This is a genomic window from Mycobacteriales bacterium (assembly GCA_035533475.1).
Classification (GTDB): domain Bacteria; phylum Actinomycetota; class Actinomycetes; order DATLTS01; family DATLTS01; genus DATLTS01.
In genome coordinates, this window is the sequence record DATLTS010000045.1 from 45,553 (window position 1) to 72,192 (window position 26,640).

At 72.4% G+C, this 26,640-nt stretch carries 26 protein-coding genes; 14 read left to right on the top strand and 12 right to left on the bottom strand.

Annotation, left to right across the window (positions count from 1 at the left end; all coding sequences use genetic code 11):
* Positions 1-7: 7 nt before the first annotated feature.
* On the bottom strand, positions 8-658 hold the full coding sequence (gene msrA, locus VNG13_10770) for a peptide-methionine (S)-S-oxide reductase MsrA (protein HVA60999.1): 651 nt from the start codon (positions 656-658) through the stop codon (positions 8-10).
* Positions 659-714: 56 nt separating this feature from the next.
* Between msrA and VNG13_10775 the strand changes: the two genes are divergently transcribed.
* The gene (locus VNG13_10775) at positions 715-1,848 is read left to right on the top strand and encodes a cystathionine gamma-synthase (GenBank protein ID HVA61000.1); all 1,134 of its coding nucleotides are present in this window, start codon (positions 715-717) and stop codon (positions 1,846-1,848) included.
* On the opposite strand, the gene VNG13_10780 is transcribed toward VNG13_10775, so the two are convergent.
* Positions 1,817-3,082, bottom strand: coding sequence for an MFS transporter (locus tag VNG13_10780; protein HVA61001.1), 1,266 nt, complete (start codon positions 3,080-3,082; stop codon positions 1,817-1,819). The genes VNG13_10775 and VNG13_10780 overlap by 32 nt on opposite strands.
* A gap of 106 nt (positions 3,083-3,188) precedes the next feature.
* On the opposite strand from VNG13_10780, the gene VNG13_10785 reads away from it, so the two are divergent.
* From VNG13_10785 to VNG13_10810, 6 genes are read left to right on the top strand one after another with little or no spacing between them, the layout of a single operon-like run.
* Positions 3,189-4,340 (top strand): hypothetical protein, encoded by a 1,152-nt coding sequence (locus VNG13_10785; GenBank protein ID HVA61002.1) that lies wholly within the window; start codon positions 3,189-3,191, stop codon positions 4,338-4,340.
* Positions 4,341-4,361: 21 nt separating this feature from the next.
* Entirely contained in the window at positions 4,362-5,879 is a 1,518-nt protein-coding gene (locus tag VNG13_10790) for an ABC transporter substrate-binding protein (protein ID HVA61003.1), read from the top strand.
* Positions 5,880-6,827 carry a branched-chain amino acid ABC transporter permease gene (locus VNG13_10795; protein HVA61004.1) on the top strand — a complete coding sequence of 316 codons (948 nt, stop codon included), beginning with the start codon at positions 5,880-5,882 and terminating at the stop codon, positions 6,825-6,827.
* Complete coding sequence (locus VNG13_10800) at positions 6,827-7,936, top strand: branched-chain amino acid ABC transporter permease (GenBank protein ID HVA61005.1); 1,110 nt, start codon at positions 6,827-6,829, stop codon at positions 7,934-7,936. Before VNG13_10795 ends, VNG13_10800 begins: the two co-directional genes overlap by 1 nt.
* Positions 7,923-8,798, top strand: a complete 876-nt coding sequence (locus tag VNG13_10805) for an ABC transporter ATP-binding protein (GenBank protein ID HVA61006.1) — start codon at positions 7,923-7,925, stop codon at positions 8,796-8,798. Before VNG13_10800 ends, VNG13_10805 begins: the two co-directional genes overlap by 14 nt.
* Complete coding sequence (locus VNG13_10810; protein ID HVA61007.1) at positions 8,795-9,493, top strand: ABC transporter ATP-binding protein; 699 nt, start codon at positions 8,795-8,797, stop codon at positions 9,491-9,493. Before VNG13_10805 ends, VNG13_10810 begins: the two co-directional genes overlap by 4 nt.
* Positions 9,494-9,503: 10 nt before the next feature.
* Here the strand turns inward: VNG13_10810 and VNG13_10815 are convergent, their stop codons facing one another.
* The 4 genes from VNG13_10815 to VNG13_10830 form a co-directional block, all read right to left on the bottom strand.
* Positions 9,504-10,490 carry a hypothetical protein gene (locus VNG13_10815; GenBank protein HVA61008.1) on the bottom strand — a complete coding sequence of 329 codons (987 nt, stop codon included), beginning with the start codon at positions 10,488-10,490 and terminating at the stop codon, positions 9,504-9,506.
* A gap of 27 nt (positions 10,491-10,517) precedes the next feature.
* Complete coding sequence (locus VNG13_10820; protein HVA61009.1) at positions 10,518-11,075, bottom strand: hypothetical protein; 558 nt, start codon at positions 11,073-11,075, stop codon at positions 10,518-10,520.
* Between the two features lie 92 nt (positions 11,076-11,167).
* Positions 11,168-13,123: a VWA domain-containing protein gene (locus VNG13_10825; protein ID HVA61010.1), complete on the bottom strand. Its 1,956-nt coding sequence runs from the start codon at positions 13,121-13,123 to the stop codon at positions 11,168-11,170.
* A gap of 2 nt (positions 13,124-13,125) precedes the next feature.
* A complete protein-coding gene (locus tag VNG13_10830; GenBank protein HVA61011.1) occupies positions 13,126-14,541 on the bottom strand; it encodes a sigma 54-interacting transcriptional regulator in 1,416 nt (471 codons plus the stop codon).
* A gap of 42 nt (positions 14,542-14,583) precedes the next feature.
* Here VNG13_10830 and VNG13_10835 point away from each other — a divergent pair, with 42 nt between their 5' ends.
* Positions 14,584-15,774 (top strand): FIST N-terminal domain-containing protein, encoded by a 1,191-nt coding sequence (locus tag VNG13_10835; GenBank protein HVA61012.1) that lies wholly within the window; start codon positions 14,584-14,586, stop codon positions 15,772-15,774.
* Positions 15,775-15,835: 61 nt separating this feature from the next.
* On the opposite strand, the gene VNG13_10840 is transcribed toward VNG13_10835, so the two are convergent.
* From VNG13_10840 to VNG13_10850, 3 genes are all read right to left on the bottom strand, one after another.
* A complete protein-coding gene (locus VNG13_10840) occupies positions 15,836-17,467 on the bottom strand; it encodes an MDR family MFS transporter (GenBank protein HVA61013.1) in 1,632 nt (543 codons plus the stop codon).
* Positions 17,464-17,967: a winged helix DNA-binding protein gene (locus VNG13_10845; protein ID HVA61014.1), complete on the bottom strand. Its 504-nt coding sequence runs from the start codon at positions 17,965-17,967 to the stop codon at positions 17,464-17,466. Before VNG13_10845 ends, VNG13_10840 begins: the two co-directional genes overlap by 4 nt.
* Positions 17,968-18,050: 83 nt before the next feature.
* A complete protein-coding gene (locus VNG13_10850) occupies positions 18,051-18,917 on the bottom strand; it encodes an alpha/beta fold hydrolase (GenBank protein HVA61015.1) in 867 nt (288 codons plus the stop codon).
* Between the two features lie 56 nt (positions 18,918-18,973).
* Here VNG13_10850 and ilvA point away from each other — a divergent pair, with 56 nt between their 5' ends.
* Complete coding sequence (gene ilvA, locus VNG13_10855) at positions 18,974-20,197, top strand: threonine ammonia-lyase (GenBank protein ID HVA61016.1); 1,224 nt, start codon at positions 18,974-18,976, stop codon at positions 20,195-20,197.
* A 19-nt stretch (positions 20,198-20,216) separates the two neighbouring features.
* On the opposite strand, the gene greA is transcribed toward ilvA, so the two are convergent.
* Both greA and VNG13_10865 read right to left on the bottom strand, forming a co-directional pair.
* Positions 20,217-20,699, bottom strand: coding sequence for a transcription elongation factor GreA (gene greA, locus VNG13_10860; protein HVA61017.1), 483 nt, complete (start codon positions 20,697-20,699; stop codon positions 20,217-20,219).
* Between the two features lie 314 nt (positions 20,700-21,013).
* On the bottom strand, positions 21,014-21,433 hold the full coding sequence (locus tag VNG13_10865; GenBank protein ID HVA61018.1) for a DUF4307 domain-containing protein: 420 nt from the start codon (positions 21,431-21,433) through the stop codon (positions 21,014-21,016).
* 118 nt (positions 21,434-21,551) lie between these two features.
* On the opposite strand from VNG13_10865, the gene mca reads away from it, so the two are divergent.
* Together mca and VNG13_10875 are read left to right on the top strand one after the other, a co-directional pair.
* On the top strand, positions 21,552-22,436 hold the full coding sequence (mca, locus tag VNG13_10870; protein HVA61019.1) for a mycothiol conjugate amidase Mca: 885 nt from the start codon (positions 21,552-21,554) through the stop codon (positions 22,434-22,436).
* Positions 22,433-22,648 (top strand): hypothetical protein, encoded by a 216-nt coding sequence (locus tag VNG13_10875; GenBank protein ID HVA61020.1) that lies wholly within the window; start codon positions 22,433-22,435, stop codon positions 22,646-22,648. Before mca ends, VNG13_10875 begins: the two co-directional genes overlap by 4 nt.
* Here the strand turns inward: VNG13_10875 and arfB are convergent.
* Positions 22,614-23,042, bottom strand: a complete 429-nt coding sequence (gene arfB / locus VNG13_10880; GenBank protein HVA61021.1) for an alternative ribosome rescue aminoacyl-tRNA hydrolase ArfB — start codon at positions 23,040-23,042, stop codon at positions 22,614-22,616. The genes VNG13_10875 and arfB overlap by 35 nt on opposite strands.
* A gap of 66 nt (positions 23,043-23,108) precedes the next feature.
* On the opposite strand from arfB, the gene VNG13_10885 reads away from it, so the two are divergent.
* From VNG13_10885 to VNG13_10895, 3 genes are all read left to right on the top strand, one after another.
* Positions 23,109-23,936 carry a UbiA family prenyltransferase gene (locus VNG13_10885; GenBank protein HVA61022.1) on the top strand — a complete coding sequence of 276 codons (828 nt, stop codon included), beginning with the start codon at positions 23,109-23,111 and terminating at the stop codon, positions 23,934-23,936.
* Positions 23,937-23,957: 21 nt separating this feature from the next.
* Entirely contained in the window at positions 23,958-25,946 is a 1,989-nt protein-coding gene (locus VNG13_10890) for a thioredoxin domain-containing protein (protein HVA61023.1), read from the top strand.
* Between the two features lie 62 nt (positions 25,947-26,008).
* Positions 26,009-26,557 (top strand): hypothetical protein, encoded by a 549-nt coding sequence (locus VNG13_10895; GenBank protein ID HVA61024.1) that lies wholly within the window; start codon positions 26,009-26,011, stop codon positions 26,555-26,557.
* Positions 26,558-26,640 lie beyond the last annotated feature (83 nt).

A 26,640-nucleotide genomic window follows, 5' to 3' on the forward strand; every position in this document is an offset into this window, starting at 1 on the left:
CGCGGGGTCAGGTAGTGGCGACCCCGACCGGGCAGGAGACCCCGGTCCCGGCCAGCCCGCAGTAGCCGTTCGGCACGTTCGCCAGGTACTGCTGGTGGTAGTCCTCGGCGTAGTAGAAGGGCCCGCCATCGGCGATCTCGGTGGTGATCCGCGGGTAGCCCCGGGCGGCCAGCAGCGGCTGGAACGCTTCGGCTGTCGTGGCCGCGGTGGCGAGGGCGGTCTCGTTGGAGATGAAGATCGCGCTTCGGTACTGGGTGCCGTGATCATTGCCCTGCCGCATGCCCTGGGTCGGGTCGTGGGACTCCCAGAAGACCTTGAGCAGGTCGCGGAAGCCGATCCGGGCCGGGTCGAAAACCACCCGGACGACCTCGGCGTGACCGGTCCGCCCGGAGCAGACCTCCTCGTACGTCGGGTTGGGGGTCAGGCCGCCCTGGTAGCCGGCGGCCGTCGTGTACACGCCGTCGAGCTGCCAGAACAGCCGCTCGGCGCCCCAGAAGCAGCCGAGGCCGAAGGACACCACCTCGAGGCCGCCGGGGAACGGCGGGACCATCGGGGTGCCGAGCACCTCATGGCGCGCGGGTACCGGGATCGGGGTGTCCCGGCCGGGTAGCGCCTCGTCGGCGGAGGGGAGTGCGGACTTGTGACGGGAGAACAGCACACCTGCGCAACGGATCGCCCGGGCCGGAATGTTCCCGCCGTGCGAGGCTCGCCGACATGCGATTCGACACCCTCGCGATCCACGCAGGTCAGGAGCCCGACCCGCTGACCGGCGCCGTCGTGCCACCGATCTACCAGGTCTCGACCTACCGACAGGACGGCGTCGCCCGGCCCCGAGGCGGCTGGGAGTACTCGCGCTCCGGCAACCCGACGCGGGCGGCACTCGAAGCCTGCCTCGCCGCGCTCGAAGGAGGGGCGCGCGGGCTCGCTTTCGCGTCCGGGCTCGCAGCCGAGGACTGCCTGCTCCGCACGGTCTGCCGACCCGGCGACCACGCGGTCATCCCGGGCGACGCCTACGGCGGTACCTACCGACTCTTCGCCCGGGTGCTGGAGCGATGGGGGCTCGAGTACACCCCGGTCGACCTCTCCGACCTGGCCGCGGTGGCGGCGGCGATCCGCCCGAGGACCCGGATCGTGTGGTGCGAGACGCCGAGCAACCCGCTGCTCGGCATCGCCGACATCGCCGGGCTGGCCACCGTGTCGCGCGACGCCGGGGCGCTGCTGGCGGTCGACAACACCTTCGCCTCGCCGTGCCTCCAGCAACCGTTGGCCGCTGGGGCCGACGTCGTCGTCCATTCCACGACGAAATACCTGGGCGGGCATTCGGATGTCGTGGGCGGGGCGCTGGTGAGCCTTCGCGCGGAGCTGGGGGAGGAGCTGGCGTTCCATCAGAACGCGTTGGGCTCGATCGCCGGTCCGTTCGATGCGTGGCTCGTCCTGCGTGGCGTGCGGACCCTCGGGGTGCGGATGCGGGCGCACTGCGCCAACGCCGCCCGGCTGGCCGCGGTTCTCACCGACCACCCGGCGGTCTCCGCCGTGCTCTACCCGGGACTTTCGACGCATCCGGGCCACGACCTGGCGGCCCGGCAGATGAGCGACTTCGGCGGGATCGTCTCGTTCCGGTTGGGCGGTGGCGAGGCGGCCGCGGTGGCGGTCTGCGAGCGCGCCCGGCTCTGGACCCTCGGCGAGTCGCTCGGCGGGGTGGAGTCGCTGATCGAGCACCCGGCCCGGATGACCCACGCATCGGCCGCCGGGTCCCCGCTGGAGGTGCCGGGCGATCTGGTCCGGCTCTCGGTGGGGATCGAGCACCCGGACGACCTCATCGAGGATCTGGTGGCGGCGTTGGGCTGACCGGATGGGCGGACCCGCCCACCTCGGCGACCACCGGTGGCGCCGCCGGGCCGGTTGCGGTCCGGGTCTCCGGGGCGGTCGCGGCGAGCACCGCGACCAGCCCGACCAGCCCGGCGGAGGCGCCGAAGGCCACCCCGTAGCCGGCGACGTCGGCGAGATGCCCGGCCACCACCGGTCCGGCGACGGTGCCGAGGTCCCCGCTCATCTGGTAGCCGGCGACCAGCGTGCCGCCGCGGTTCCCGGCGACGTCCCCGACGATCGCGGCCGGGGCGACGTCGAGCAGGCCGGAGCCGAAACCGAGGACGGCCATTGCGACGAACAGGCCGGTCACGCCCGGGACGACGGCGAGCAGCCCCAGCGCGATCGCCGAGAACGAGAGCCCGACGACGAGGATCGGGCGGCGCCCGATCGTGTCCGCGAGCCGCCCCGCCGGCAACAGCACCGCCGCGTTGACGACCGCGACCGTGACGAAGGCCGCCCCGGTGACCAGCGACGAGCGGTGCAGCACGTCGACGACGAACAGCGGGATGAGGGCGCTCCGCACGCCGATCGAGGCCCAGTTGTCCGCGAGGTTGGCCGCCAGGGCCGCCCGGTACGCGGGATGGCGCAGGGCGCTCCGGAACGATGTCCGCGGACCGGGGGCCGCGCCGCCCCCGGTTGCGCTCCCCACTCGGGGGCGCAGTTGGCGCAGCCCGATGCCGCCGGCGACGACGAGGGTGCCGGCGTAGAGGAAGAACGGCAACCGGATCGACACGCCGGTGACGACGCCGCCGAGGGCGGGGCCGGTGATGCCGCCGACGAGGAAAGCTCCGGAGTACATGCCGGTCGCCCGCCCGCGCTGACCGGCCGACACGCTGCGCAGGAGCAGCGTCATGCCGCTCACGGAGAACATCGCCGAGCCGAGGCCGCCGAATCCGCGCAGGACGACCAGCTCCGGGTAGGAGCCGGCCAACCCGGCCAGCGCGCTGCTCACCGCGACGATGCCGATCCCGGTCGCGAGCACCCGGCGTTCCCCGAACCGGTCGACGAGCCGGCCGACGAACGGGGCGGACACGATCCGCATGACCGCGAACACGCTGATGACCACGCCCGCCGCGGTGCGGTCCACCCCGAACTGCCGGGCGTAGACCGGCAGCGCGGGTGCGACGATGCCGAACCCGACAGCGACGGCGAAACCCACCGCCGCGAGCACCCCGACCTCGCGGGGCAGGTCGCGGAAGGGTCCTCGAGGCACCGGGTGATCGTGTCAGTACGCTCCGCGCAACCGGCAGGAAATCCGGCGGCAATGTCGAACCGCTGTGTCACCGGGCGGAATGCCCGGCCGGGACTGGGGAGGCTGTGTGCGCACCGTTGCCCGCTTGGTGACCTGCTCGGCGGGCGCCGTCGCACTGCTCGCGGCGGCCGCGCTGCCGGCCGCCGCCGCCGGCATCCCGCCGGCGAGCGCCGGCTCTGCCGTCACCGTGCACGTCGCGCTCGCCCAGTCGGACTGGTATTGGCGGGAGCAGAAGACCGACCTGGCCGGCCAGGGCATCTCGCCGCCGCAGGCGCTTCCCGACCAGACCGTGCCCGCCGGCGACCTCGCGGTGGCCGGACCCGAGGGACCCACCGGAAACGGCAGCGAGACGGGCCCGGACAAGGCGACCTTCCTCGGCTTCGACGTGACCTCGATCCCGCGGGGATCCACCATCACCGCGTTCCGGATCAGCCTGCCGGTGGACCCCTCGAGCGGCGCCCAGCAGGTGAACCCGACCTCGACCGACATCCTCGCCTGCGCCAGCACCTCGGGTTGGTCCGGCGGCGCCGGCGCCGACTCGTTCTCCGGCAAGCCGAGCGACTCGTGCACGGCGACGTCGCCGAAGGTCACCACCCCCGACAAGGGCAAGACGTTCGCGGTCGACATCGCCTCGATCGCCCAGGCCTGGGTGGCGCCCGGCGCCCTCAACCTCGGGGTGGGCATCACCGACAGCCCGACGAATACCACTGCGCCGTACCAGGTGGTGTTCGGGCCGAAGTCCGCGCTGGAGAAGCTCACCGCGAGCGTGACCTACCTGCCCCCGGCACCGGTCGTCGTGGCCACCGCGTCCGCGGCCGCCCCCGCCCCGCCGGCCAATGCCCCGCCGGCGATCCCGTCCGCCGCGGGCGGCGGAACGGTGAGCAGCGGCGGTGGCGTACTGCCCGGCCCGGTACCGACCGTGCCGGCGTCGACGACCACAGCGACGACCACCGCAGCGGGGCCCGCGCCCGTCGTCGCGCCCACGACCGCACCCCGGGCGCTCACCCTCGCCGCGACGAGCGCGCTGCCGGGGGCCGGCTTCTGGGTGGTCGCCGGGCTGCTGTTCCTGCTGCTGCTCGCCGTGTCACTCGTCCTGGGCGACGCCCGGGTTCCGGTCCGGACCAACCGTGACCGCGGGGTCAGCCGGGCCCTTCGTGGCCGGCACTCCGCGGCGCGCGGCCGCCGCCCGCTGATCGGCCTGCCCCATTCCGCCTCCTAACCGCCCACCCGGGAGACCAACATGACCAGCCCGTTGCGCACCCGACGCTGGATCGCCACGTGCGCGGTCATGCTCGCCGCGACCACCGCGTGCGGTCTGAGCAACGGGGCGGCGCAGGCCCTCCGGACGGCCTCGTTGGGCCAGAACGGCACCGGGGTGGCCGCGGCAACCGGGACCGGGTCCGGGAACGGCACCGGCGCCGGCACCGGGACGGGGACAGGGACCTCTACCGGGACCGGGTCCGGCGGGGTCCCGGGCAGCGGCTCCGTCACGGGGACCGGGTCGGGCACCGGCAGTGGCACGGGCACCGGGACCAGCACGGGCACCGGGACCGGTACGGGCACCGGCACGGGGACTGGCACTGGCACTGGCACCGGGACCGGGACCGGGACCGGGTCGAGCGGCGGCAACACCCCCGCCTACGAGCGGATCGGGATCAGCTCCACCACCATTCGCCTCGGGCTGCACGCGCCGCAGACCGGCGCCGCACCGGTGCCGGTGGCGGCCTTCGCGAACGGTGCGAAGCTGTTCTGGGAGAACCACACCCTGTTCGGCCGCAAGGTCGTCGTCGACTTCCTCGACGATCAGTACAACGCGACAGTCGCCCGGCACGTGTGCGAGCAGCTGTCCCAGCAGGACTTCCTGGTCGTCGGCGGGGCCGGGACCGACCAGATCCAGGCCTGCGCCACCGATCCGGTGCTCGCCTCCACGCACACCCCGTACCTGTCGGCCGGGGTGACCACCAACGGGCTGACCGGGCTGTTCAACTACTTCTCGATCAGCCAGACCTACGTACAGCAGACGCCCGAGGTCTGGGCGATGGCGAACCAGCTCTACGCGTCCAACGCGCACAACAAGTGGGCGATCGTCACCGAGAACACGCCGAACTTCCAGGACGTCACCGACGCCATGGCCAGCGTGCTCAGCCAGCACGGGATCACCTACACGATCATCCGTCCGCCGAAGGCGTTCTCGCAGAGCGACGCCGACAACACGGTGGCTACGGCCAAGAAATTCACCGGCAACTCCGGCACGGTGTTCCTCGACGTCGACCCGAACTTCTGGATCGACATGATCCAGTCGGCGACCAAGGACCTCTACACCCCGGCCTGGGTCGGCCCCGGGATCACCAACGGTGAGAACCTGGTCGCCGGACCGGTCTGCGGCGAGCAGGCCACCGTCAAGGCGGCCTTCCTGTCCCCGTTCTTCGGCCTGGACCGCCAGCCGCCGGGGTTCTCCAACGAGAACAACCCGGCACCGGACGCCGCCCCGCAGGAGCGGGACCTGGAGATGGACATCTACGCGACCAACGAGGCCCTGTACTACATGCTCTCGTCCGTGGGCAGCATCCAGAACCTCACCCGGGACAACTTCATCGCGGCGATGCCGCACTTCACCGGGACCTACGGCCGGCAGTTCGACGTGTTCCCGACGATCAGCTTCGGCGGCGGACACTTCGGCGGGACCGGAGCCTGGATCGAGCAGCTGAGCTGCCAGAAGGCCGAGTACGTCACGGTGGGCAACGGGCCGATCACCTAGATGCATCAGCTCGCCTTCACCTTCGCCGGCAGCGTCGGCTCCCCGTTCGTCACCGGGATCGTCGACGGCTGCGTCTACGGGCTGCTCGCGATCGGCATCGTGCTCATCTACAAGTCCAACCGGATCTTCAACTTCGCCCAGACCGAGCTCGGCGGGATGGGGGCCTTCGTCACCGTCGCCGCGGTCAACGGGCTCGGGCCGTTTCCCAAGCTGCCGCTCTGGCTGGCCATCCTCATCGGGCTGGCCGCCGGCGTCCTGACCGGCCTGATCGTCGAGCGGCTGGTGATCCGTCCGCTGTTCCATGCCCCCCGGGCGACCCTGCTGGTGGCCACCGCCGGGGTCGCGCTCGCCCTGGTCAGCCTCCAGGCCGTGATGACCGGCACCGACGTGAAGAACATCCTGCCTTCGATCGGCGGCCCGTCTCAGTTCTCGCTGTTCGGCTCGCTTTCGTCGAACACCGCCTACATCTACGGCTGGACGCAGATCGTCACCGTGCTCGCGCTGGTGGTGGTGGCGATCGCCGCCGTGGTCTTCTTCCGGACGCGCTACGGGGCGGCGATCCTCGCGGTCTCCCAGGAGCCGACCGCCGCCAGCGGGGTGGGGATCAAGGTGGGTCGGATCTCGGCCCTGACCTGGGCCCTCGCCGGCTTCCTCGGCGCGGTCGCCGCGATCGTCTACCAGGCCGGCGGGGCGTTCATCCCGGGCAAGCTCAGCGGCTTCTTCAACGGCGCCGCGCCGCTCGTCTTCAGCTTCATCGCCGCGGTGGTCGGTGGGATGACCAGCCTGCCGGGTGCCTTCCTCGGCGGCCTGCTGCTCGGCGTGGTCCAGCAGTTCGCCGACAACCTGATGCCCGCGTCGGTGCCCGGCGGGTCGCTCCTCGTCGTGTTCGCGCTGCTGCTGCTCGTGCTGCTGTTCCGCCCGACCGGCCTGCTCGGCAAGGAGACCTGATGGCGGTCGGCGCGCCGACCTACGAGGTCGCCGTCGAGCGGCCTACCCACCGGGCCGGAGTCGGCGGAGTCGTCGCCCGCGGCGCCGTCGCGGCGCTGCTGCTCGGCGGCCTGGTGGTGTTGGGCTTGATCCCGGGTTCCACCGGGGCGAACCTGGGCTTCTACGCGACGACCGCGGCGATCTACACCCTGGTCGGGCTCTCGCTCAACGTCATCCTCGGCTACACCGGGCAGCTCTCCCTCGGCCACCAGGGGCTGGTCGGCGCGGGGGCGCTGTTCACCGCCTACACCTACACCTCGCACGGCCTGCCGTTCCCGGCCGCGATCGCGATCGGCGGGGTGGCCGGTGCGCTGTTCGCGCTGGTCATCGGCTTCGTCGCGCTGCGGATCAGCGGCCTGTACCTCGCGTTGATCACCCTCGTCTTCGGGATCACCCTGGCCAACTCGCTGTTCGAGCTGCCGGCGCTGACCGGCGGTGGCGCCGGCGAGCAGGCCAACCGGCCGGGCTGGCTGCTCGGCAACGGCCACTTCTACCTGTTCTGCCTGGCCTTCGTCGCGGTCGCCCTGTACCTCGATGTCCGGGTCACCCGGTCAAAGGCCGGCCGGGCCTTCCGGGCGATCAAGGAGGACGAGCGGGTGGCGGCCGCGATGGGCATCAACGTGGTCGGGTACAAGCTGCTCGCGTTCGTCCTGTCCGGGGCGATCGCCGGCATCGCCGGGGCGCTCTACTCGTTCGGCACCCAGGAATTCGTGGGATCCAACTTCAACTTCGCGCTGGCGCTGGTCTTCGTGGTGATGACGGTCGTCGGTGGCGCCGGGTCCCGGGTCGGGGTCGTCGTCGGCTCGGTGCTGTTCGCGGTGATCAACACGGTGATCTCGAACCTCGGCCCGTTCAAGTCGTTCGCCAACCTTTTCCCGGGCCAGCTCGCGTCCAACGTCCTGCAGTTCGGGCCCGCATTGATCGGCGCCCTGCTGCTGCTGCTCACGCTGGCGTTCAATCCCGGCGGCCTCGCCCAGCAGCTGGCCCCGATCGTGCGCTGGATGAGCGGCGGCCGGTTCCGCTCGGAGGTCGCGGAGCCCGACCAGGGGGCGTCACATGCCGGTGCTTGAGGTCCGGGAGATCTCGATCAGGTTCGGCGGCCTCCAGGCGCTCGCCGACCTGACCATGGACATCGGCGAGTGGGAGATCGTCGGCCTGATCGGGCCGAACGGGGCCGGGAAGACCACCGCCTTCAACGCGATCACCGGGTTCTACAAGCCTGACAAGGGCCAGGTGATCTACCGGGGACAGGACGTCACCCGGATGCCGCCGCACCGCAAGGCCGCGCTCGGCTTCGGCCGGACCTTCCAGAACGTCGGGATGGTGAAGACCGAGACCGCGCTGGCCAACCTCAAAACCGCCCAGCATCTGAAGGCCGGTTACTCCGCCCTCGGCGGCATCGTCGGCAGCGCGCAGTCGCTGTCCGAGGAGCGCGAGCTCACCGAGCGAGCCGACGTGATCCTCGAGATCCTCGGACTCGCCGACGTCCGGGACACGGTCATCGCCGGACTGCCCTACGGGCGGCTCAAGCTGCTCGAGCTCGGGTGCGCCCTGGCCACCGATCCCGACCTGCTGATGCTCGACGAGCCATCCTCCGGGATGGGCCCGGAGGAGGCGCATCAGCTCGGCGAGCGGCTGGTGGCGCTGCGCAAGGAATTCGGCCTGACCATGCTGCTCATCGAGCATCACGTTCCGCTGGTGACCAGCGTCTGCGACTACGTCTACGTGCTGAACTTCGGCCGGCTGCTCGCCGAAGGGCCACCGGAGACGATCCGCACACACCCCGAGGTGGTCGCGGCCTACCTCGGCGGGGAGGCGCCGGACGCGCTGGCGCAGACCGAGGAGCCGGCCGAGCAGGCGGCACTCGGCGGGGAGAGCACGGTGGCTGTGGCACCGGCCAAGCCGAAGCGGACCCGGAAGAAGGCCTCGTGAGCCTGCTCGAGGTCGAGGACCTGCGCACCGGCTACGGCGCGCTGCCGGTGCTCCAGGGGATCTCGTTCGCCGTCGAGGAGGGCCAGACGGCCGTGGTCTTCGGCCTCAACGGCGCCGGGAAGACCACCACCGTCAACACCATCGCCGGCCTGCTGCCCACCTGGTCCGGCCAGATCCGCTTCGGCGGCACGAAGATCAGCGGACTTTCGGCGCCGGAGGTGGTCGCCCGCGGGGTGGCGCTGTCCCCGGAGGGCCGCCGGGTCTTCGCCGGGCTCTCGGTCCGCACCAATCTCGAACTCGGCGCGTGGACCCGCCGGGCCGGGATGAAGGCCCGGATGGCGCGGGTCTTCGGCTACTTCCCCCGGCTGGAGGAACGCGCCGACCAGCTCGCCGGGACGCTGTCCGGCGGGGAGCAGCAGATGCTGGCGATCGGCCGGGCCCTCATGGCCGAGCCGCGGCTGCTGCTCGTCGACGAGGCGTCGCTCGGCCTGTCCCCGAAGCTGGCGCAGACCGTGTTCGGGATCGTCAAGGCGATCAACACCGACGGGACGACGGTCGTGCTCGTCGAGCAGAACGTCGGGGTGCTGCCCTACGCCGACCAGGCCCTGGTCATGGAGAAGGGGACCTTGACCTTCGACGGTCCCGGCGCCGAGCTCGAGCGGACCGGGAATCTGCGCAAGGCGTACCTGGGCTGATCCCGCGGGCTCAGCCGGCGAGGAGGGCGACCAGCCCGAGATATCCGGCGATGATCGCGCCACCGGCGCGACGACCGATGCCGCCCGCGGCCAGGCTCACCCCGACCACCACGACGGTGAGGCCGGCATACCCCCCGGCGACGATCCACCCGCCGCGCGATCCGGCACCGAGTCCGGTGATCGTCGCCGGGAGCAGCAGGCCGGCGACCACGTTGATCGCGTTGCTGTTCAGCGCCGTGCTGAGCGAGGCGGCCCCCCTGCCCCGGGTGGCCAGGTACACCCCCGCGACGATATTCGGCAGGCTGGTAACGGCAGCCAGAACGATCCCCCCGACGACGATGCCGGCGATCTGCCAGCGGTCCCCGAGCCGCACCGCCGCGTGCTCCATCGTGAGGCTGGCCGCCACGACGACGAGGACCGCGACCACCGCGAGACCGGCGTCCGGCCAGCTCCCCGGTCGCGGCCGCAGCGCGGTCGCGAAGTCCTCCGTCTCTTCCCGGAACGCCCGGCTCAGCCAGCGCAGCGGCCGCCGGGCGGGCACCCTGGACCCCAGGCCGCAGCCGACGACATACGGCACGAAGACGGCGAGGGCGAGCCCCAGGGCGACCCCCGCCGCGACCACCCGGCCGACCGCGAGGAGGGTGACGACGACCATCCAGAGCGCCACCGCCCCGTCGAGCAGCGCGACCCGCCGGTGCAGCCGGATCCGGCCCGCCACCAGCGCACCGAGGCCCACCAGGGCCGCCAGGTTCAACACGTTCGAACCGAGCGCCACCCCGATCCCGACGCTGGGCCGGTGCTGGCCGAGGGCCGCGGCGGCGGTCGTGATCTCGGGGGCGTCCGCCGCCAGGGCGGCGAGCAGCCCGAGCAGCGCCTCCGACATCCCCAGCCGCTCGGCGACCCGCTCCAGCCGGGTGACCAGCACGACGCTGGCTCCAAGACTCACCACGCCACCGCCGGCGAAGGCGGCGATCTGGGGCGCGAGCGATCCGGGCATCAGGCCGGGCCGCGGAGCCGGTCGGGGTTAGCGGCGGACGCTGACGTTCGATCCGGCCGGGCGGCAGATCCGGCACGGGCTCAGCCCGCGGGACTGGGCCTCGGCCGGGGTGAGGTAGTCGGCGCCCTGCCGGCCGTCGACCAGGCGGCACTGTGGCGCGTGGTAGGAGGCCGAGCCGGCGACGACCAGCTCGCGCAGATCGGCCGGGGCCGCCGGCCGGCCGGTCTCGCCGCCGGCGCGGGTCGCGTCGATGAGCTCGACCAGCCGGGCTTCGAGCTGGGCCCGGTCGGTGCGGTGCGACTGGGTGATCATCAGCCCGACGCCGAGCAGCACCAGCGCGAGACCGAGAAAGCCACCGGAGAGGAGCCAGGGCAGCTGGGCGTTCAGGTTCGGCAGGTGGTTGATCTCGCCGCCGGAGCCGGCCGCCCCGTTCCAGCCGAGGCCGATGGCCACCAGGCCGAGGCCGATGACCCCGAGCGCGAGCGCACCGCCGAACGGGCCGAGTGAGACCCTCCGGCTCCGGTCGCCGGCCGGCGCCGCGTCGATGGCCTCGGCCCCGGTCGAGTCGTACGCGCTGGCGGCCATGCAGCCCTCCGATTTAGGTCCCCGGGTTTCCTCGCTAGTCGTCGAGTTCGCCGGCCGAGGGCGAAATCCTGCCGGCCCGACCGGGAATTCGATCAACCCGCGCGGGCCCGGCGGCCGCGCCGGGCCCGCAGGTAGTCCGAAACCACGTACTCGCCGAGCCGAGTCGGGTCGGGGGCGAACACCCGGCCACCGTTGCGCCGGGCGACGGCGTCGACGAAGCGGACCAGCCCGGGCTCGTCGTCGAGCATGAACACGTTGATCATCGCCCGGCGCCGGGTCGCCTTGTCCACCTCCGCCATCGTCGCCTCGATGGTCCGCGGATCGGGCGGCCAGTCGAAGAACACCGAGCCGTCCGGGAGCAGATGGGCGGTCGGTTCGCCGTCGGTGACGACGAGGATCAGCGGCTCGGCATCCGGGTGCCGAGCGAGGTGGCGGCCGGCGAGCATCAGCGCGTGCTGAAGGTTGGTCCCCTTCACCATGTCCCAGGACAGACCGGCCAGGTCGATCGGGCTCAGCACCCGGGCGTAGTCGCTGAATCCGATGATCTGCACCGCGTCCTGCGGGTAGCGGGTGGTGGCGAGCGTGTGCAGCGCGAGCGCGGTCGACTTCGCCGTTCCCCAGGTGTTGCGCAGGGCCATCGAGTAGGACAGGTCGACCAGCAGGGCCACCGCGGCACCGGTCCGGCGCTCGGTTTCGACCACCTCGAAGTCGTCGACGTCGAGGCGGACCCGGCCGGATCCGACGCCGGAGCGCAGCACGGCGTTGCGCAGGGTGCGGACCACGTCGAGCGGCTGCTCGTCGCCGAACCGCCACGGCCGGGACCCGCCGGTGAGCTCACCGGCCGCCCCGGCGTCCGGCACGTCGTGGTCCCCGCGTCCCTGCGCCGTGAGTTGCGCGAACACCCGCCGGAGCGCGGTCTCCCCGATCCGCCGGACGGCGCGGGGGGTGAGCTCGAGGGCGCCACGCTCGCGGCGCAGATACCCCTGGCGCTCGAGCTCCCGCTCGATCCGCCGGAGCGCCTCGATGTCGTCGACCGCCTGCCGTCCGAGCGCCCGCGCGACCGCCCCCTCGTCCACGTCGTCGAGGCTGGCCCCCGGGTAGTCCTGACCGAGGGTGGCGGCCAGCTCGTCGAGGTCGGCCAACTCCTCCAGGGCCGTGGTGGCGTCCCCGAGGTCCAGCGGGGTGTTGCCGCGCATCCGCTGCCGCCCGGTCCAATCCAGGTCGGGGCGCCGGCCGCGCAGGGCGTCGGCGAGCCGGCCCATCTCGCCGGCCAGGCCCGCGTCGGACAGTGCGGCGGCCATCAGGTTGGCGAGCTCGTCGCGCTGCTCCGGGGAGAGTGAGGCCATCAGTCGGGCCGCGGCGGCCGAGCGGCGGGCCAGCGAGTCGACGAGCTCCTCGAGGCTTCCCGGCCGGTCGGGGAACAGGTCGCCGTAGCGGCCCATGAACGCCTCGAATCGCTCGGTGACGTCCTCGCCCCGGGCGTCGGCGTCGAGCATCGAGTTCAGCTCGGTGAGCATGTCCTTCACCCGGGCCATCGCGGCGGGATCGGCGTCCCGCAAACCCTGGCGCATCCCGCGGAACTGGCTGTCGAGGACCTCCCGCCTGAGCAGGTCCTGGATCTCGGCGAACTTCGCGGCCGCCTCCGGCGAGCGCCAGCTGTATTCGCCGAGCTGGCGGACCGCCCGGGCGGGATCCGCGGGCAACTGGTCCAGCTCGGCCTCGCGCAGTCGGGCGTCATCGGAGGGGTCGGGGAACAGGTCGCGGCGCTCGGCCGCCAGCGCCTCGTCGAGCAGCTCCTTGACCCGCTCGAGGGTGCCGTCGAGCCGGCCGCGGGAACGTACGGCCTTCGCCCGCTCGCGAACCCGACGAAGCAGGTCGTCGAGCCCGCGCCGGTCCGGCAGGCCCCGACGCATCAGCTCGCGGAGCGCGGCCCGCGGCGAATCGCCGGCGAGGATCGCGTCACCCATCTCGTCGAGGGCGTGCCGGGCGTCGAACGGCGGCTCCAGCGGATCCGGGCCGCCCTGCCATTCGCCGTAGCGGAAGACCACCGTTAGCCGCCGTAAACGACGCGGCCGGGCACCTCGTCCTTGGACAGCCGCCGCTGAAGGTGCAAGCCCTCGAGGGCGAACTCCAGCCCGGCGGCGGCGAGCCCGGGATTCTCCGCCGCCTCGTCCAGGCCGAGCCGCTCCAGAATCTTCGCCAGCCCGGTGACCGGTCCCACCTGGCGGAGCAGGTCCTCGGCGGGCACGAGGTCGCCGCTTTCCACCGTTTGCCCCGCCTCGAACGGGGCGAGCAGGCCGGTCAGGTCGGCTCCGCCCAGCCGGGCCCGGAAGGTGTCGGAGACCGCCCGGCGGACCAGGTGGGTGAGAACCTCGAGCTCGCGACCCTCCTCGCTCGCGTCGAACTCGACCTTGCCTCGGGTGGCCGGCACCATGGCCGCGAGATCGCAGGCGCGAGCGACCGGGCTGGCCTCGCCGGTGATCGCGGCCCGGCGGACCGCCGACGCGGCCACCGTCTCGGCGGCGGCGATGGCGAACCGCGCGGAGACGCCGGACCGGGCGTCCACCGCCGGGGACTCCCGGACCAGCCGGGCGTAGCGGGCGATGACCTCGACGAGGTGATCGGGCAGCGCCGCGGAGACCGCGTCCCGCCCCCACTCGAGCACCGCCTCCTGCCGGATAAGTTGCAGCTCGTCGTCGAGCCGAATCGGGTAGTGCGTGCGGATCTCGGCCCCGAAGCGGTCCTTGAGCGGGGTGATGATCCGGCCCCGGTTCGTGTAGTCCTCGGGGTTCGCCGACGCGACCAGCAGCAGGTCGAGTGGCAGCCGTAGCGTGTACCCGCGGACCTGGATGTCCCGCTCCTCCAGGACGTTGAGCAGCGCCACCTGGATGCGCTCGGCCAGGTCGGGCAGCTCGTTGACGCTGAAGATCCCGCGGTTAGTCCGGGGAACCAGCCCGAAGTGCACGGTCTCCGGATCCCCGAGGGTGCGCCCCTCCGCCACCCGGACCGGGTCGATGTCGCCGATCAGGTCGCCGACCGACGTGTCCGGGGTCGCCAGCTTCTCGCCGTACCGGTCGCTCCTATGCCGCCAGCCGACCGGTGTCTCGTCCCCGTCGGCCTCGACGAGGCGCTGGCAACGGGTGCACACCGGTGCGAAGGGATGGTCGTTCACGTCGCAGCCCGGTATGACGGGGGTCCACTCGTCAAGGAGATCGACGAGCGAACGGATGAGGCGTGTCTTGCCCTGACCGCGCTCGCCGAGCAGAACCAGGTCGTGACCCGCGAGCAGGGCACGTTCGAGCTCCGGGAGGACGGTGTCATCGAAGCCGACGATGCCGGGGAAGCGTTCCTCGCCGGCGGCCAGTCGGGCCAGCAGGTTGTCACGGATCTCGGCCTTGACGCTTCGGTGGCGGTGCCCGGAGTCGCGGAGGGCACCGAGCGTCGCCGCTGGGGGTGGGGTCACCAGACCACGCTACGTCGCCGGGTCAAGCCGGGAGACAATGCCGGTGTGGCCCGTTTCGGGGATGGTCTCGCGACCGACGCCGACCTCGTCGCGGCGGCTGAGCGCGCCGCCCGTCAGGCGATCGAACCGTTGGCCGGGCGCACCCCGGACTTGGCCTGCGTGTTCGTCTGCGGTTCGGACGACGTGGAGTCCGCCGGCCTGCGGGCCGCCGAGCTGACCGGCGCCCGACAGGTGATCGGATGCACCGGGACCGGGGTCATCGGCGCCGGTCGCGGGGTGGAGGGGACCAGTGCGGTCGCGGTCTGGGCGGGAGTGCTGCCCGGGGTGCGGATCCGGACGTTCCACCTCGAGGTGATGCGTGCTGACGAGGGGTTCGCCGTCGTCGGGTTGCCCGAGCGCACCGACGCCGACGCCGTGGTGATCCTGCTCGCCGACCCCTACTCGTTCCCCGTCGACGGCTTCGTCGCCCAGTCGAACAGCGCCCTGCGCGGGTTGCCGTTCGTCGGCGGGCTCGCCAGCGGATCCGGCGGAGCCGGCTCAGCCCGGCTGTTCGTCGACGACCGGGTGGTCGGGCGTGGTGCGGTCGGGGCGGTGCTCGGCGGGCCGGTGGGCGCGCGTTCGCTGGTCAGCCAGGGCTGCCGTCCGGTCGGTCCGGAGATGATCGTCACCTCGGCCGACGCCAACGCGATCCTCGAGCTGGCCGGGATGCCCGCGCTGACCAAGCTGGAGTCGATCGTGGCCGGGCTGGGCGTGGTGGAGCAGGCGCTGGTCAGCGAGGGCCTCCAGCTCGGCGTGGTGATCGACGAATACGCGGAGAATCACGAGCGCGGCGACTTCCTGGTGCGCGGGATCGTCGGGGCCGACCGGGATCGGCAGGCGTTGCTCGTCGCCGACCTCGTAGAGGTCGGCCGCACGGTGCGATTCCAGGTCCGTGACGCCGACTCCGCCGACGAGGACCTCCGCGAGCTGCTGGCCGGCTTCCGCGCCGACCCGAGTTTCGACACCGTCGAGGGCGCGCTGCTGTTCTCCTGCAACGGGCGCGGGGCCCGGCTGTTCCCCACCGCCGACCACGACGTCGAGCTGGTCCGCCGGGGACTCGCGACCAGCGGGGTCGGCGGGTTCTTCGCGGCCGGAGAGATCGGCCCGGTCGGCGGCCGGAACTACCTGCACGGCTTCACCGCTTCCGTGCTCGCTTTCGGCTCCGGTCCGACCGCCGCGCGCGGCACCGGTGGTTGACCTCCTCGCCGTAGACATCGGCGGCACCAAGCTGGCCGCCGCCCTCGGTCGGGCTGCCGGGCTACTGGTCGGCGGCGGCCACCACCGGCTGAACCTGCTCGGACTCCGCCCAGGCGCCCTCGGCGACCTCACCCCCCGGGAGCGCGTCGACGTCCCTGGCCAGCCCTGGGGTATCCCGGAGCCGCACGTCCTTGAGGAAAATCGCGATGACGAAGCCGAGCGCGGCCACCGGGGTGACGACGAGGAACACGTCGTGCAGGGCCCGGACGAATGCCTCGATCACACCGTGCAGGATGGCCGGTTCGTGGGCCAGCCGCTTGTGCAGCTCGGCCGGGCTGCTCGTGATGTTGCCACCGGAGAATCTGCGGGCGGCAGCGGCCGGAAGCAGGCGCGGGACCCAGAACGTCAGGCGCGCGGTCAGGATCGCGCCGAACAGCGAGGTGCCGAAGGACCCACCCATCGAACGGAAGAAGGTGATGGCCGACGTCGCTGTGCCGAGGTCCTGGACCGGGACCGAGTTCTGCACGGCGATGACGAGGGTCTGCATGCACAATCCGAGGCCGGCGCCGACGACGACCATGTACAGGCTCGTCTCGAGATGCGACGTGGTAGCGGTGAGCCGGGAGAGCAGGAACATCCCGACGGCGAGGGTGGCGGTGCCGGCGACCGGGAACATTTTGTAGCGTCCGAGCCTGGACACCAGCCGCCCGGACGCGATCGAGGTGGTCAGGATGCCGACCATCACCGGCAGCAGCAGCAGCCCGGACGCGGTAGCCGAGACCCCGTCGACAAGCTGGAGGTAGTAGGGCAGAAAGATGATCGCCCCGAACATCGAGACGCCGAGGATGAACGTCACGGCGGTCGACACGGCGAACACCCGGTTGCGGAACAATGCCGGGGGCAGGATCGGCTCGTCGACCCGGGTCTCCCACAGCAGGAACGCCGCGACCAGGGCGAAGCCGGCGGCGGCCAGGCCGAGGATCGTGGCCGACGTCCAGGCGTACTGCTGGCCACCCCACACCGTGACGAGCAGCAACGCCGTCACGCCGGCGACCATCAGGGCGGCGCCGGTGTAGTCGACCTTGTGGTCCCGGCGCTTGAACGGCAGGTTGAGCACCGTGCTGGTGACGACGAGGGCGACGATGCCGATCGGCAGGTTGATGTAGAACACCCAACGCCACGACAGGTGGTCGGTGAACAGGCCGCCGAGCAGCGGACCGCCCACGCTGGCCAGCGCGAACACCGCACCGAAGTAGCCCTGGTAGCGGCCGCGCTCGCGCGGGCTGACGATGTCCGCGATGATCGTCATGGCCAGGGTCATGAGACCCCCGGCGCCTAGTCCCTGGATAGCCCGGAACGCGATCAGCTCGGTCATCGACTGGGCCAGCCCGGACAACGCCGAGCCGATCAGGAAGATCACGATCGCGACCTGGAAGATCCGCTTGCGGCCGTACAGGTCGGAGATCTTCCCGTAGAGCGGGGTCGAGGCGGTCGAGGTCAGCAGGTAGGCGGTGACCACCCACGAGAGGTGGTTGAGGCCGCCGAGATCACCGACGATCGTCGGCAGGGCGGTGGCGACGATCGTCTGGTCGAGCGCGGCGAGGAGCAGGCCGAGCATGACCGCACCGAAGACGATGAGTACCTGGCGGTGCGTCAGCTCGAAGCCGGCGGCAGGGTCCCGGTCGACGGTCACGGAGTTTCCTTTCGGATCAAGGGCGAGCACGGATCGGGCCCGAGGTCATCGGCGAGTCGCTGGAGCAGGTTGCTGAGGGCTGCCCGGTCGGCGGGGGTCCAGGACGACAGCGCGCGGCCGAGAATGTCGCGCCTTTTGCTGCGGACCTCGTGGAGCACGCTGCGACCACGGTCGGTGACCGCGAACCGGGAGGCCCGCCCATCTTCCGGATCGCCCTCGCGGACGACGAGAGTCGCCTCCTCGAGGACGCGGATCTGCCGGCTCACCGTGGACAGGTCCAGGCCCAGCGCGAGGGCGAGATCGGAGAGCCGGGGCCGCTCGCCGTGCTCGAGGCTGGACAGGCTGGACAGGATGGCCAGGCCCGCCCGGTCACAGGGCGCGCCGTGGGCGTAGGCGTCGACTCGCAGCGCCGAAGCGGTGCGCGCCACCCGGAACAGGGCCCGGTCGAGCGCGTCGAGGGTGTCGGCCCCGGCCCCGGCGGCGGTCGCGGACCTCGGCATCTGGCGTTCTCCCGATCCGGCGGACATTGCTTGTGTCAAGCAAGTTTCGCACACCGGTATTCCGGCGCGCCACGGGTTTTCGGTCAGGCCGCGGCGAACTCCGCGAGGAACCCGGTGAGCTCTTCGGCGACCCGCTCGGGCCGCTCCTGCGGCAGCAGGTGTCCCGCTCCGCTCACCGGCACCCAGGCGGCACCCCGCAGCTCGCCCGCCACCCGCCGGCCGTACTCCGCCGGGTGCAGGTGGTCCCGCTCGCCCCACAGGACCAGCGCCGGCGGCGGGGCGGCGGCGACCAGCCGCCAGACCGACTCGGTCGCCTCGAGGTCCACCGCGCGGACGAACCGGAGCAGGCCACGCGGGCCGTCCGGGCCGAGCAACGGCGTCAGGTAGGAGTCGATCTCGCGGGAGGTGAGCCGGGAGTCCGCGAGCGAGGCGCCGAGCGAGCGGGCGAGCACCGAGCGGGCCAGGCCCGGGGTGGCCCGAAGTCCGGCCGCGAAGGCCTCGCCGGCGAGCGGCGCGAGCAACGGCAGCACCGGTCGGGTCGGCCACGCGTCGGCGTGCACAGGGCTGTCCACGAGCACGAGTCCGGCGATCCGATCGGCGGCGAGCCCGGCCAGGTGCACGGCGACCGCACCACCGAGATCGTGGCCGACGACGACCACCCGATCGAAGCCCAGCTGGTCCAGCAGGCCACGCAGGAGCACGGCCTGGGCACCGAGCCCGTAGTACCGCCCGGGCGGCCGCTCCGACCGGCCGAGCCCGACCAGGTCGGTGGCAATCGTGAGCCGGCTGTGCCCCAAGTCGCGCATCACGTCGTGCCACAGATAGGCCGACGTCGGCAGGCCGTGGATGAGCAGGACCGGCGGGCCGCCCGGACGACCGTGCCGGGTGACATGCAGGCGGACCCCGTCGACGACGACATCGCTACCGGGCAACGGGTGCGGGTCGTGCATGCCATCTCCTCTGGGTTCCGCGCGGACGCTACTCCTCGTTGCGGCACACTGCCGACATGGCCGGGGCGGCGGGGGTGCTCGTTGAAGTCGATGATGTCGTGGCCGCCCGGGTGTTGCTGGGCGATGTCGTGCGCGTCACCCCGATGGAGGGGTCGAGGCCGCTCGCCGATCTCGTCGGCGGACCGGTGTGGCTGAAATGCGAGAACCTCCAGCGGACCGGGTCGTTCAAAATCCGGGGCGCCTACGTGCGAATCGCCCGGCTGAGCGACGCCGAACGCGCCCGCGGGGTGGTCGCGGCGAGCGCCGGGAACCACGCGCAGGGAGTCGCGCTCGCCGCCCGCCTGCTCCGCGCCCGGTCAACCGTCTACATGCCGGAGGGCGCGGCCCTGCCGAAGATCGAGGCGACGCTGGCGTATGGCGGTGAGGTGCATCTGGTCGGCACCACGATCGACGAGGCGCTGGCTGCGGCGGAGGCGCACGCCGCCGAGACCGGTTCGGTGTTCATCCACCCGTTCGACCACCCGGACATCATCGCCGGGCAGGGGACGATCGGCCTGGAGATTCTCGAGCAGCGTCCCGACGTCCGCACGCTCGTCGTGCCGACCGGTGGCGGCGGGCTGATCAGCGGGGTTGCGGCCGCGGTGAAGGGCACCCGGCCGGACGTGCGGATCGTCGCCGCACAGGCCGCGGGGGCCGCGTCATATCCCGCGTCGATCGCCGCCGGTCACCCGGTGGCGCTGCCCGGCCTCGCGACCATCGCCGACGGCATCGCGGTCGGTTGTCCGGGCGATCTCACCTTCGCCCATGTGACGCGCCTGGTCGACGTTGTCGCGACGGTCAGCGAGGAGGCCCTGTCCCAGGCGCTGCTGCTCTGCCTGGAACGCGGGAAGCTCGTCGTCGAGCCGGCCGGCGTCGCCGGGGTTGCGGCGGTCATGGCGGACCCGGCGGCGTTCGAGCCGCCGGTGGTCGTCGTGCTTTCGGGCGGCAACATCGACCCGGTGCTTCTGCTGCGGGTGTTGCGCCACGGGATGGCGGCGGCCGGGCGCTACCTCTCGTTCCGGATGCGGATCCCGGATCGCCCGGGGGAGCTGGCCCGCCTGCTCGGCGAGCTGGCCGACTCCGGGGCCAACGTCCTCGACGTCGAGCACGTCCGGACCGGGCCGCGGCTGCATCTGGACGAGGTCGAGGTCGAACTGCAACTCGAAACCCGCGGCCCGGCGCACTGCGCGGAGGTCCTCGACCGGCTGCGGGCGGCCGGCTACCCGATCGAGTTTCGCTGAGCTTGCGGCCGCGCAGCACTCACCGGGAGTACGGCTTGGCGGCGATCAGCTCCACCTTCATCGTCCGACCGCTCGGCATCGTGTACTCGACGGTCTGCCCGACCCGCGCGCCGGTCAGCGCCTTGCCCAGTGGCGACTGCGCCGAGTACACCTCCAACTCGGACAGGTGGGCTTCCTCGCGGCTGCCGATCAGGAACCTCTCGGCCTCGGTCTCGCCCTCGAACACGACATCGACGACCATCCCGGGGCCGGCGATCCCGGCGTCCGGTGGCACCTCACCGACCTGCGCCTCGCGGAGCAGCTGGGTGAGCTGTCGGATCCGGGCCTCGGCTTTGCCCTGCTCCTCCTTGGCGGCGTGGTAGCCGCCGTTCTCCTTGAGGTCACCTTCGGATCGGGCCGCCTCGATCTTCTTGGTGATCTCGACGCGGCCCGGGCCGGTGAGCTCGTCCAACTCGGACTGCAGCCGGTCGTAGGCCTCCTGGGTCAGCCAGGCCTCAGTCACGATGTATGCCTCCGCGGGCAGGGGACCGGGAACGATGGATCGAGGCTACAGCGCGCGGCACCCGCTGCCGCCCGGCCGGCCGATCCGGGTTGCTGGCCGCCCCGCCCCGCCCCGACCCGCCCTGGCGCCCCGCCCTGCCGGCTGCCCGCCCTGCCCTGGCGCCCCGCCCCGCCCTGCCGGCTGCCCGCCCGCGCCGAGTGGGCGGTTTGCCTCGACCGCCACGCTCCGAGTGGGCGGTTGTGCCTGACCCAACCGCCCACTCGGCGCCGGGGCGTGGCGGTCCCACCCGGGATTCGGCGATCCGCCCGGCCGGGCTAGCGCAGGTTGCAGCTCGCCAGGTCGCCGGTGATCGCGAGTGCGGTGGTGGGCACGACGACGCTCAACGCCACGCGTCCGGATCCCGCCGGCACGACCACGGAACGCTGCCCCACGGTTCCGCCGTCCAGGGCGACGGCCTGCACGACGCAGACAGCGGCGGACCCGGGCGGCTTGTGCACGACGAAGTCGACCCGGACCGCCCGGGCGGACAGCACCTGGTAACCGGTTACCCCGTCGCTGACGGCCGGCGTGGCGATCCACAGTGCCAGCCCGACCACGCCGGCAAGCAGGACCGCGCCCACGACCCCGAGGGCGATCCGCCAGCCAGGTCGGGCGCCCTCGCGCGGTCGGCCGTACCGGTCCGCCGGTACCCGGCGGCCCGCGGCGGTGAGCGGGCCCGGCGGCTGGTTGGGCATCGGCGGCTCCCCGCGAAAGGTGGATCGGCGACAATCGTCCCGCGCGGTGACCGGACGCCGTGGCCCACCCCGGACGGGAGACGTCGTGCCGCTCGACTCGGACACGCCCTTGCGCCTCATGTTGGTGCACGCCCATCCGGACGACGAGTCGAGCAAGGGCGCGGCCACCTGCGCCCGCTACGTCCGCGAGGGTGTGGACGTCCTCGTCGTCACGTTGACCGGCGGGGAGCGGGGCTCGATCCTCAATCCAGCCATGGACCGTCCCGATGTCCGGGCCCACCTTGCTGCGGTCCGGCGCGCGGAGATGGCGACTGCGGCGGCGGTGCTCGGCATTCGCCACGTGTGGCTGGGTTTCATCGACTCCGGCCTGCCCGAAGGCGACCCGCTGCCACCGCTGCCGGACGGATGTTTCGCACTCCAGCCGCTGCACGTCGCGGCCCGGCCACTCGTCGAGCTCATCCGCCGGGGGCGGCCCCATGTGGTCGTCACCTACGACGAGCACGGCGGCTATCCGCACCCCGACCACGTCATGTGCCACCGGGTGAGCGTGGAGGCGTTCGACGCGGCGGGGGACCCGGAGCGCTACCCCGGTACGGGGGAGCCGTGGAGCCCGCGAAAGCTCTACTACCAGCTGCCGTTCCACAAGGACCGGTTCCTCGCCCTCGACGCGGCGATGCGAGAAGCCGGGCTCGACTCGCCCTACGCGGAGCGGCTGGTCGCGTGGGTGGACAAGCCGGAGGATGCGAATCGGCTCACGACCCGGGTGGAGTGCGCGGACTACTTCCCGGTCCGGGACCAGGCGCTGCTCGCGCACGCGACCCAGGTCGATCCGGCATCGTCATGGTTCGCCGTTCCGCTCGAGCTTCAGCAGCGGGCGTGGCCGACCGAGGACTTCCAGCTGGCGCGCTCCCTGGTCGACGCACCCACGCCAGAGAACGACCTGTTCGCCGGGCTGCGCGATCCGACCGGTGGCGATCCGGCCCGGCGTACCCTCGAGGCGTGACCCTTGCCGCCGGTTCGACGATTGGCGCCGGCCTGCTCGGTTTCCTCGTCGTCCTCGGGCTGATCGGTGCCAGCGCGCTGCTGTTCCGGTCGATGAACACGCAACTGCGGAAGGTGCGTACCGACTTCCCGAGCCCCCCGCCGGGGACCGGACCCGATCCGACCCGAGATGCGCCGATCAGTCGCCCCCCGGAGTCCGCCGATCCCTCTTGAGGGCCGCCTGGCGGCGTTTGGCGTCCAGGCGTCGTTCGCGGGCCGCTCGGGTCGGCCTGGTAGGTCGCCGCGGGCTCGCCGGCGGCCGAAGCGCCTCCCGGAGCAGGGCCGCGAGGCGAGCCGCCGCGGCCTCCCGGTTCCGGAGCTGGGAGCGGTGTTCGCTCGCGGTGACCGTCAGCACGCCGTCGACGAGTCGGTGGCCGAGCCGTTCCAAGACCCGGGCCCTCAGGTAGTCGGGGAGCACCGACGTCCCGGCCACGTCGAAGCTGCACTCGACTCGGGTATCGGAGGTGTTGACCTTCTGGCCGCCCGGGCCACCGGATCGGGAGAACCGCCAGCCGAGCTCGTGCTCCGGGATCACGATGCCGGAACCGACTTCGAGTCCTCCCGTCAACGTCGCCTCCTCTTCGGCCGCGGGCGCGCCACCGGCGCAGCGTCGCACAACACCTACGCTCGGCCGGTGAAGAAAGCGATCGCGCTGCTACGCGCGACGCACCCTGAGCCGACCGCGGCGGTCACCCTGTTCTGCACCGCGACGGCGCTGGCCGCGGGGCTCGGAATCCGCTCGGTGCTGCTCGCCGCCGCGGTCCTCGCCGGTCAGCTGTCGGTCGGATGGTCCAACGATGCGCTGGATGTCGCTCGGGACCGTGCCGCGCGGCGGTCGGACAAGCCGCTGCCACGCGGCGACATTTCCCGGCGCACGGCGTGGACCGCCGCGGCTGCCGCGTCCGGCGCGTGTGTCCCGCTGTCGTTGTCCCTGGGGGGCCTCGCCGGTGCCACCCATCTGGTCGCGGTGGCCTCCGCCTGGTCATACAACCTCCGGCTGAAGTTCGGCCTGTTCTCCTGGCTCCCCTACCTCGTCTCCTTTTCCTTGGTCCCGCCGGTCTTCGTCGCGTTGGCGCTACCCGGCAACCCCCCGCCGCGGCCGCTGCTCGTCGCCGCCGGGGGCGTGCTCGGGGTCGCAGCGCACTTCGCGAACACGGTGCCGGACGCGCTGGCCGACGCCCGAACCCACGTCCGCGGCCTGCCGCAGCGGATCGGGCCCCGTCGGTCGGCCCTGGTGAGTAGCGCGCTCGTCGCCGTCGGCTCGGTCCTGCTCCTGACCGGAACGCGGGCGGCAGGGTTCGCCGTCCTGGCCAGCGTCTTGGCGACCGCGGTCGCGGCGGGTTCGGCGTTGCTCGTCCGCTCCGGTCGCAGCACGGCGGCGGCCTTCCGGTTGGCGTTGATCGCGATTGGCGTACTGGTGCTTGGTTTCGTGGTCTCGGGCGGCCATCACCTGGTCCATTGACCAGCCGTGGCACGGTGGGTCATGCCCAACCGGCTTTCCGGCGCCACCAGCCCCTACCTGTTGCAGCACAAGGACAACCCGGTCGACTGGTGGCCCTGGTGCGACGAGGCGTTCGAGGAAGCGAAGCGCCGCGACATACCAGTTCTGCTGTCCATCGGCTACGCCGCCTGTCACTGGTGCCACGTCATGGCACACGAGTCGTTCGAGGACCCGGCCATAGCTGCGCAGATGAACGATCACTTCATCTGCATCAAGGTCGACCGGGAGGAGCGTCCTGACGTCGATGCCGTCTACATGGACGCGGTCCAGGCGCTGACCGGGCACGGCGGTTGGCCGATGACCACCTTCCTCACCGCGGACGGCGCTCCATTCCACGCGGGCACCTATTTACCGCCGACGGACCGGCACGGGATGCCCGGATTCCCGAGGGTGCTGAGCGCGGTCACGGAGGCGTGGCGCACCCGTCGCGATGCGATCGACGCCGCCGGCCGGGAGATCGTCTCCCGGCTGGCGGAGGTGACCGCGGCGCCGCGGTCCGGTGGCCGGCCGCTCGACGGAATCACGCTGGACGCGGGCGCGGCCTCCCTGGTCGCGGACCACGACACCGCCCATGGTGGTTTCGGGGGCGCCCCCAAGTTCCCGCCAGCGATGTGTCTGGAGTTTCTGCTCCGCCACCATGCGCGGACCGGTTCCGCCGCGGCTCTGGCCGTCGTCACCAACACGACGGATCGCATGGCCCGGGGTGGCATCTACGACCAGCTCGGCGGTGGGTTCGCGCGGTACTCGGTGGACGCCTCGTGGACGGTTCCGCACTTCGAGAAGATGCTGTCCGACAACGCTCTGCTGTTGCGGGTCTACACCCACGTGTGGCGGGTCAGCGGCGACCGGCTGGCCCGCCGGGTTGCCGAGGAGACCGCCGGGTTCCTGCTCGCCGAGCTGCGTACCGAGGAGGGTGGGTTCGCCTCCTCCCTCGATGCCGACAGCGACGGCGGCGAGGGTCGGTTCTACGTGTGGACCCCGGATCAGCTGGGGGCGGTGCTCGGCGCCGACGGGCCGGCCGCGGCCCGCCTGTTCGCCGTGACCTCCGGCGGCACCTTCGAGCACGGCAGCTCGGTCCTGCAACTACCGGTGGACCCCGCCGATCCGGACTGGTTCGCCTCGGTGCGGTCCCGGCTGGTCGCGGCGCGTGACACCCGGCCGAGACCCGCCCGGGACGACAAGGTGGTGGCCGCCTGGAACGGGCTGGCCATTGCCGCGCTGGTGGACGCCGGCTTGCTGTTCGGTCGTTCCGACTTCGTCGACGCGGCGACGGCGGCTGCGCGGCTCGTCACCGCAACCCAGCTGATCGGGGGCCGCCTGCGCCGCACGTCGCGGGCCGGCCGGGCGGGAACCGATGCCGGGGTGCTGGAGGACTACGCCGACCTCGCCGACGGCTTACTGGCCGTGCACCAGGCCACCGGCGAGGCGCACTGGCTCGAGGTCGCTGGCCGCCTGCTCGACGTCGTGCTCAGCCAGTTCCGAGCCGACGACGGTGGGTTTTACGACACCGCGGCCGACGCCGAGCGGCTGATCCGCCGGCCGCGGGACGTCACCGACAACGCGACGCCCGCCGGTGGATCCGCGGCGGCCGGGGCGCTGCTCGGTTACGCCGCCCTCACCGGTGAGGACGAGTACCGGGCGGCCGCCGAGTCGGCGCTGGCCCTGGTGGCCCCGCTCGTCGAACGGCAGCCACGCTTCGCCGCGGCCGCGGCCGCGGTGGGGGAGGCGCTGCTCGCCGGGCCGCTCGAGATCGCCGTCATCGGGCGCCCCGATCTTGTCCGGATCGCCCGGCGCACCCCCTCGCCCGGCGCCGTCGTCGTCACCGAGGGGGATTCTCCGCTGCTCGTGGACCGCGGCGCGGGCGCCGCCTACATCTGCCGTCATTTCGTCTGCGCCGCCCCGATCACCGACCCCGCCGCGCTCGCCGTCGCCCTGGGCGTGACCCTGGACTCCCCCACGTTTACTGTGTAATTATGTAATCGCGTCACGGAAACGGCCGGGGCGGCCCGCCGGGGGGGCCAGTGGAGGAACTCATGCAGGCACCAGGAGCGAGAAGCGACCGCGCCGACGACACCGAGCCGGCCGAGGCCGTGACCGCCTGGCTGACCGGACGGCTGCCCGACGCCTGGTTCGACGGGACCCCTGAGGTGAGTGTCGACCGGGACGAGATCCTCGTCGTTGGCGTCCTCCCCGCCATCACCGTCGAGGGCAACCCGGCGGCGGTCGCCGCGGCCGAGGCCGGCCGGATCACGCGCTTTCGCGAGGAGACACGCGAGGCACGGATGGCCATCGCCCGAGACGCGGAGCACCGCTACGGACGGAAGGTCGCGTGGGGCGCCGCCTGTGGCGGCACCAGGCAGCTGTTCACCACCCTCTCGATGCCGGTGATGACCCGGCTTCGCCAGCCGGAGCGTCTCGTGCTCGACACCCTCGTCGACGCGGGTGTCGCGCGCAGCCGCAGCGACGCGCTGGTTTGGTGCGTAAAACTCGTGGGTGAGCACACGAGCAGTTGGCTCGACGATCTGCGGACGGCGCTCGGTGACGTCGAGCGCGTCCGTCGCGCCGGACCGGCGAGTGCCTGACCGCTCCGAGCGCGCCGACTGGTCGCCCGTGAACGGCGCGGTGGCCAAGCTCAGGATTGTGTCCAGACTCCGGTAGACTGACG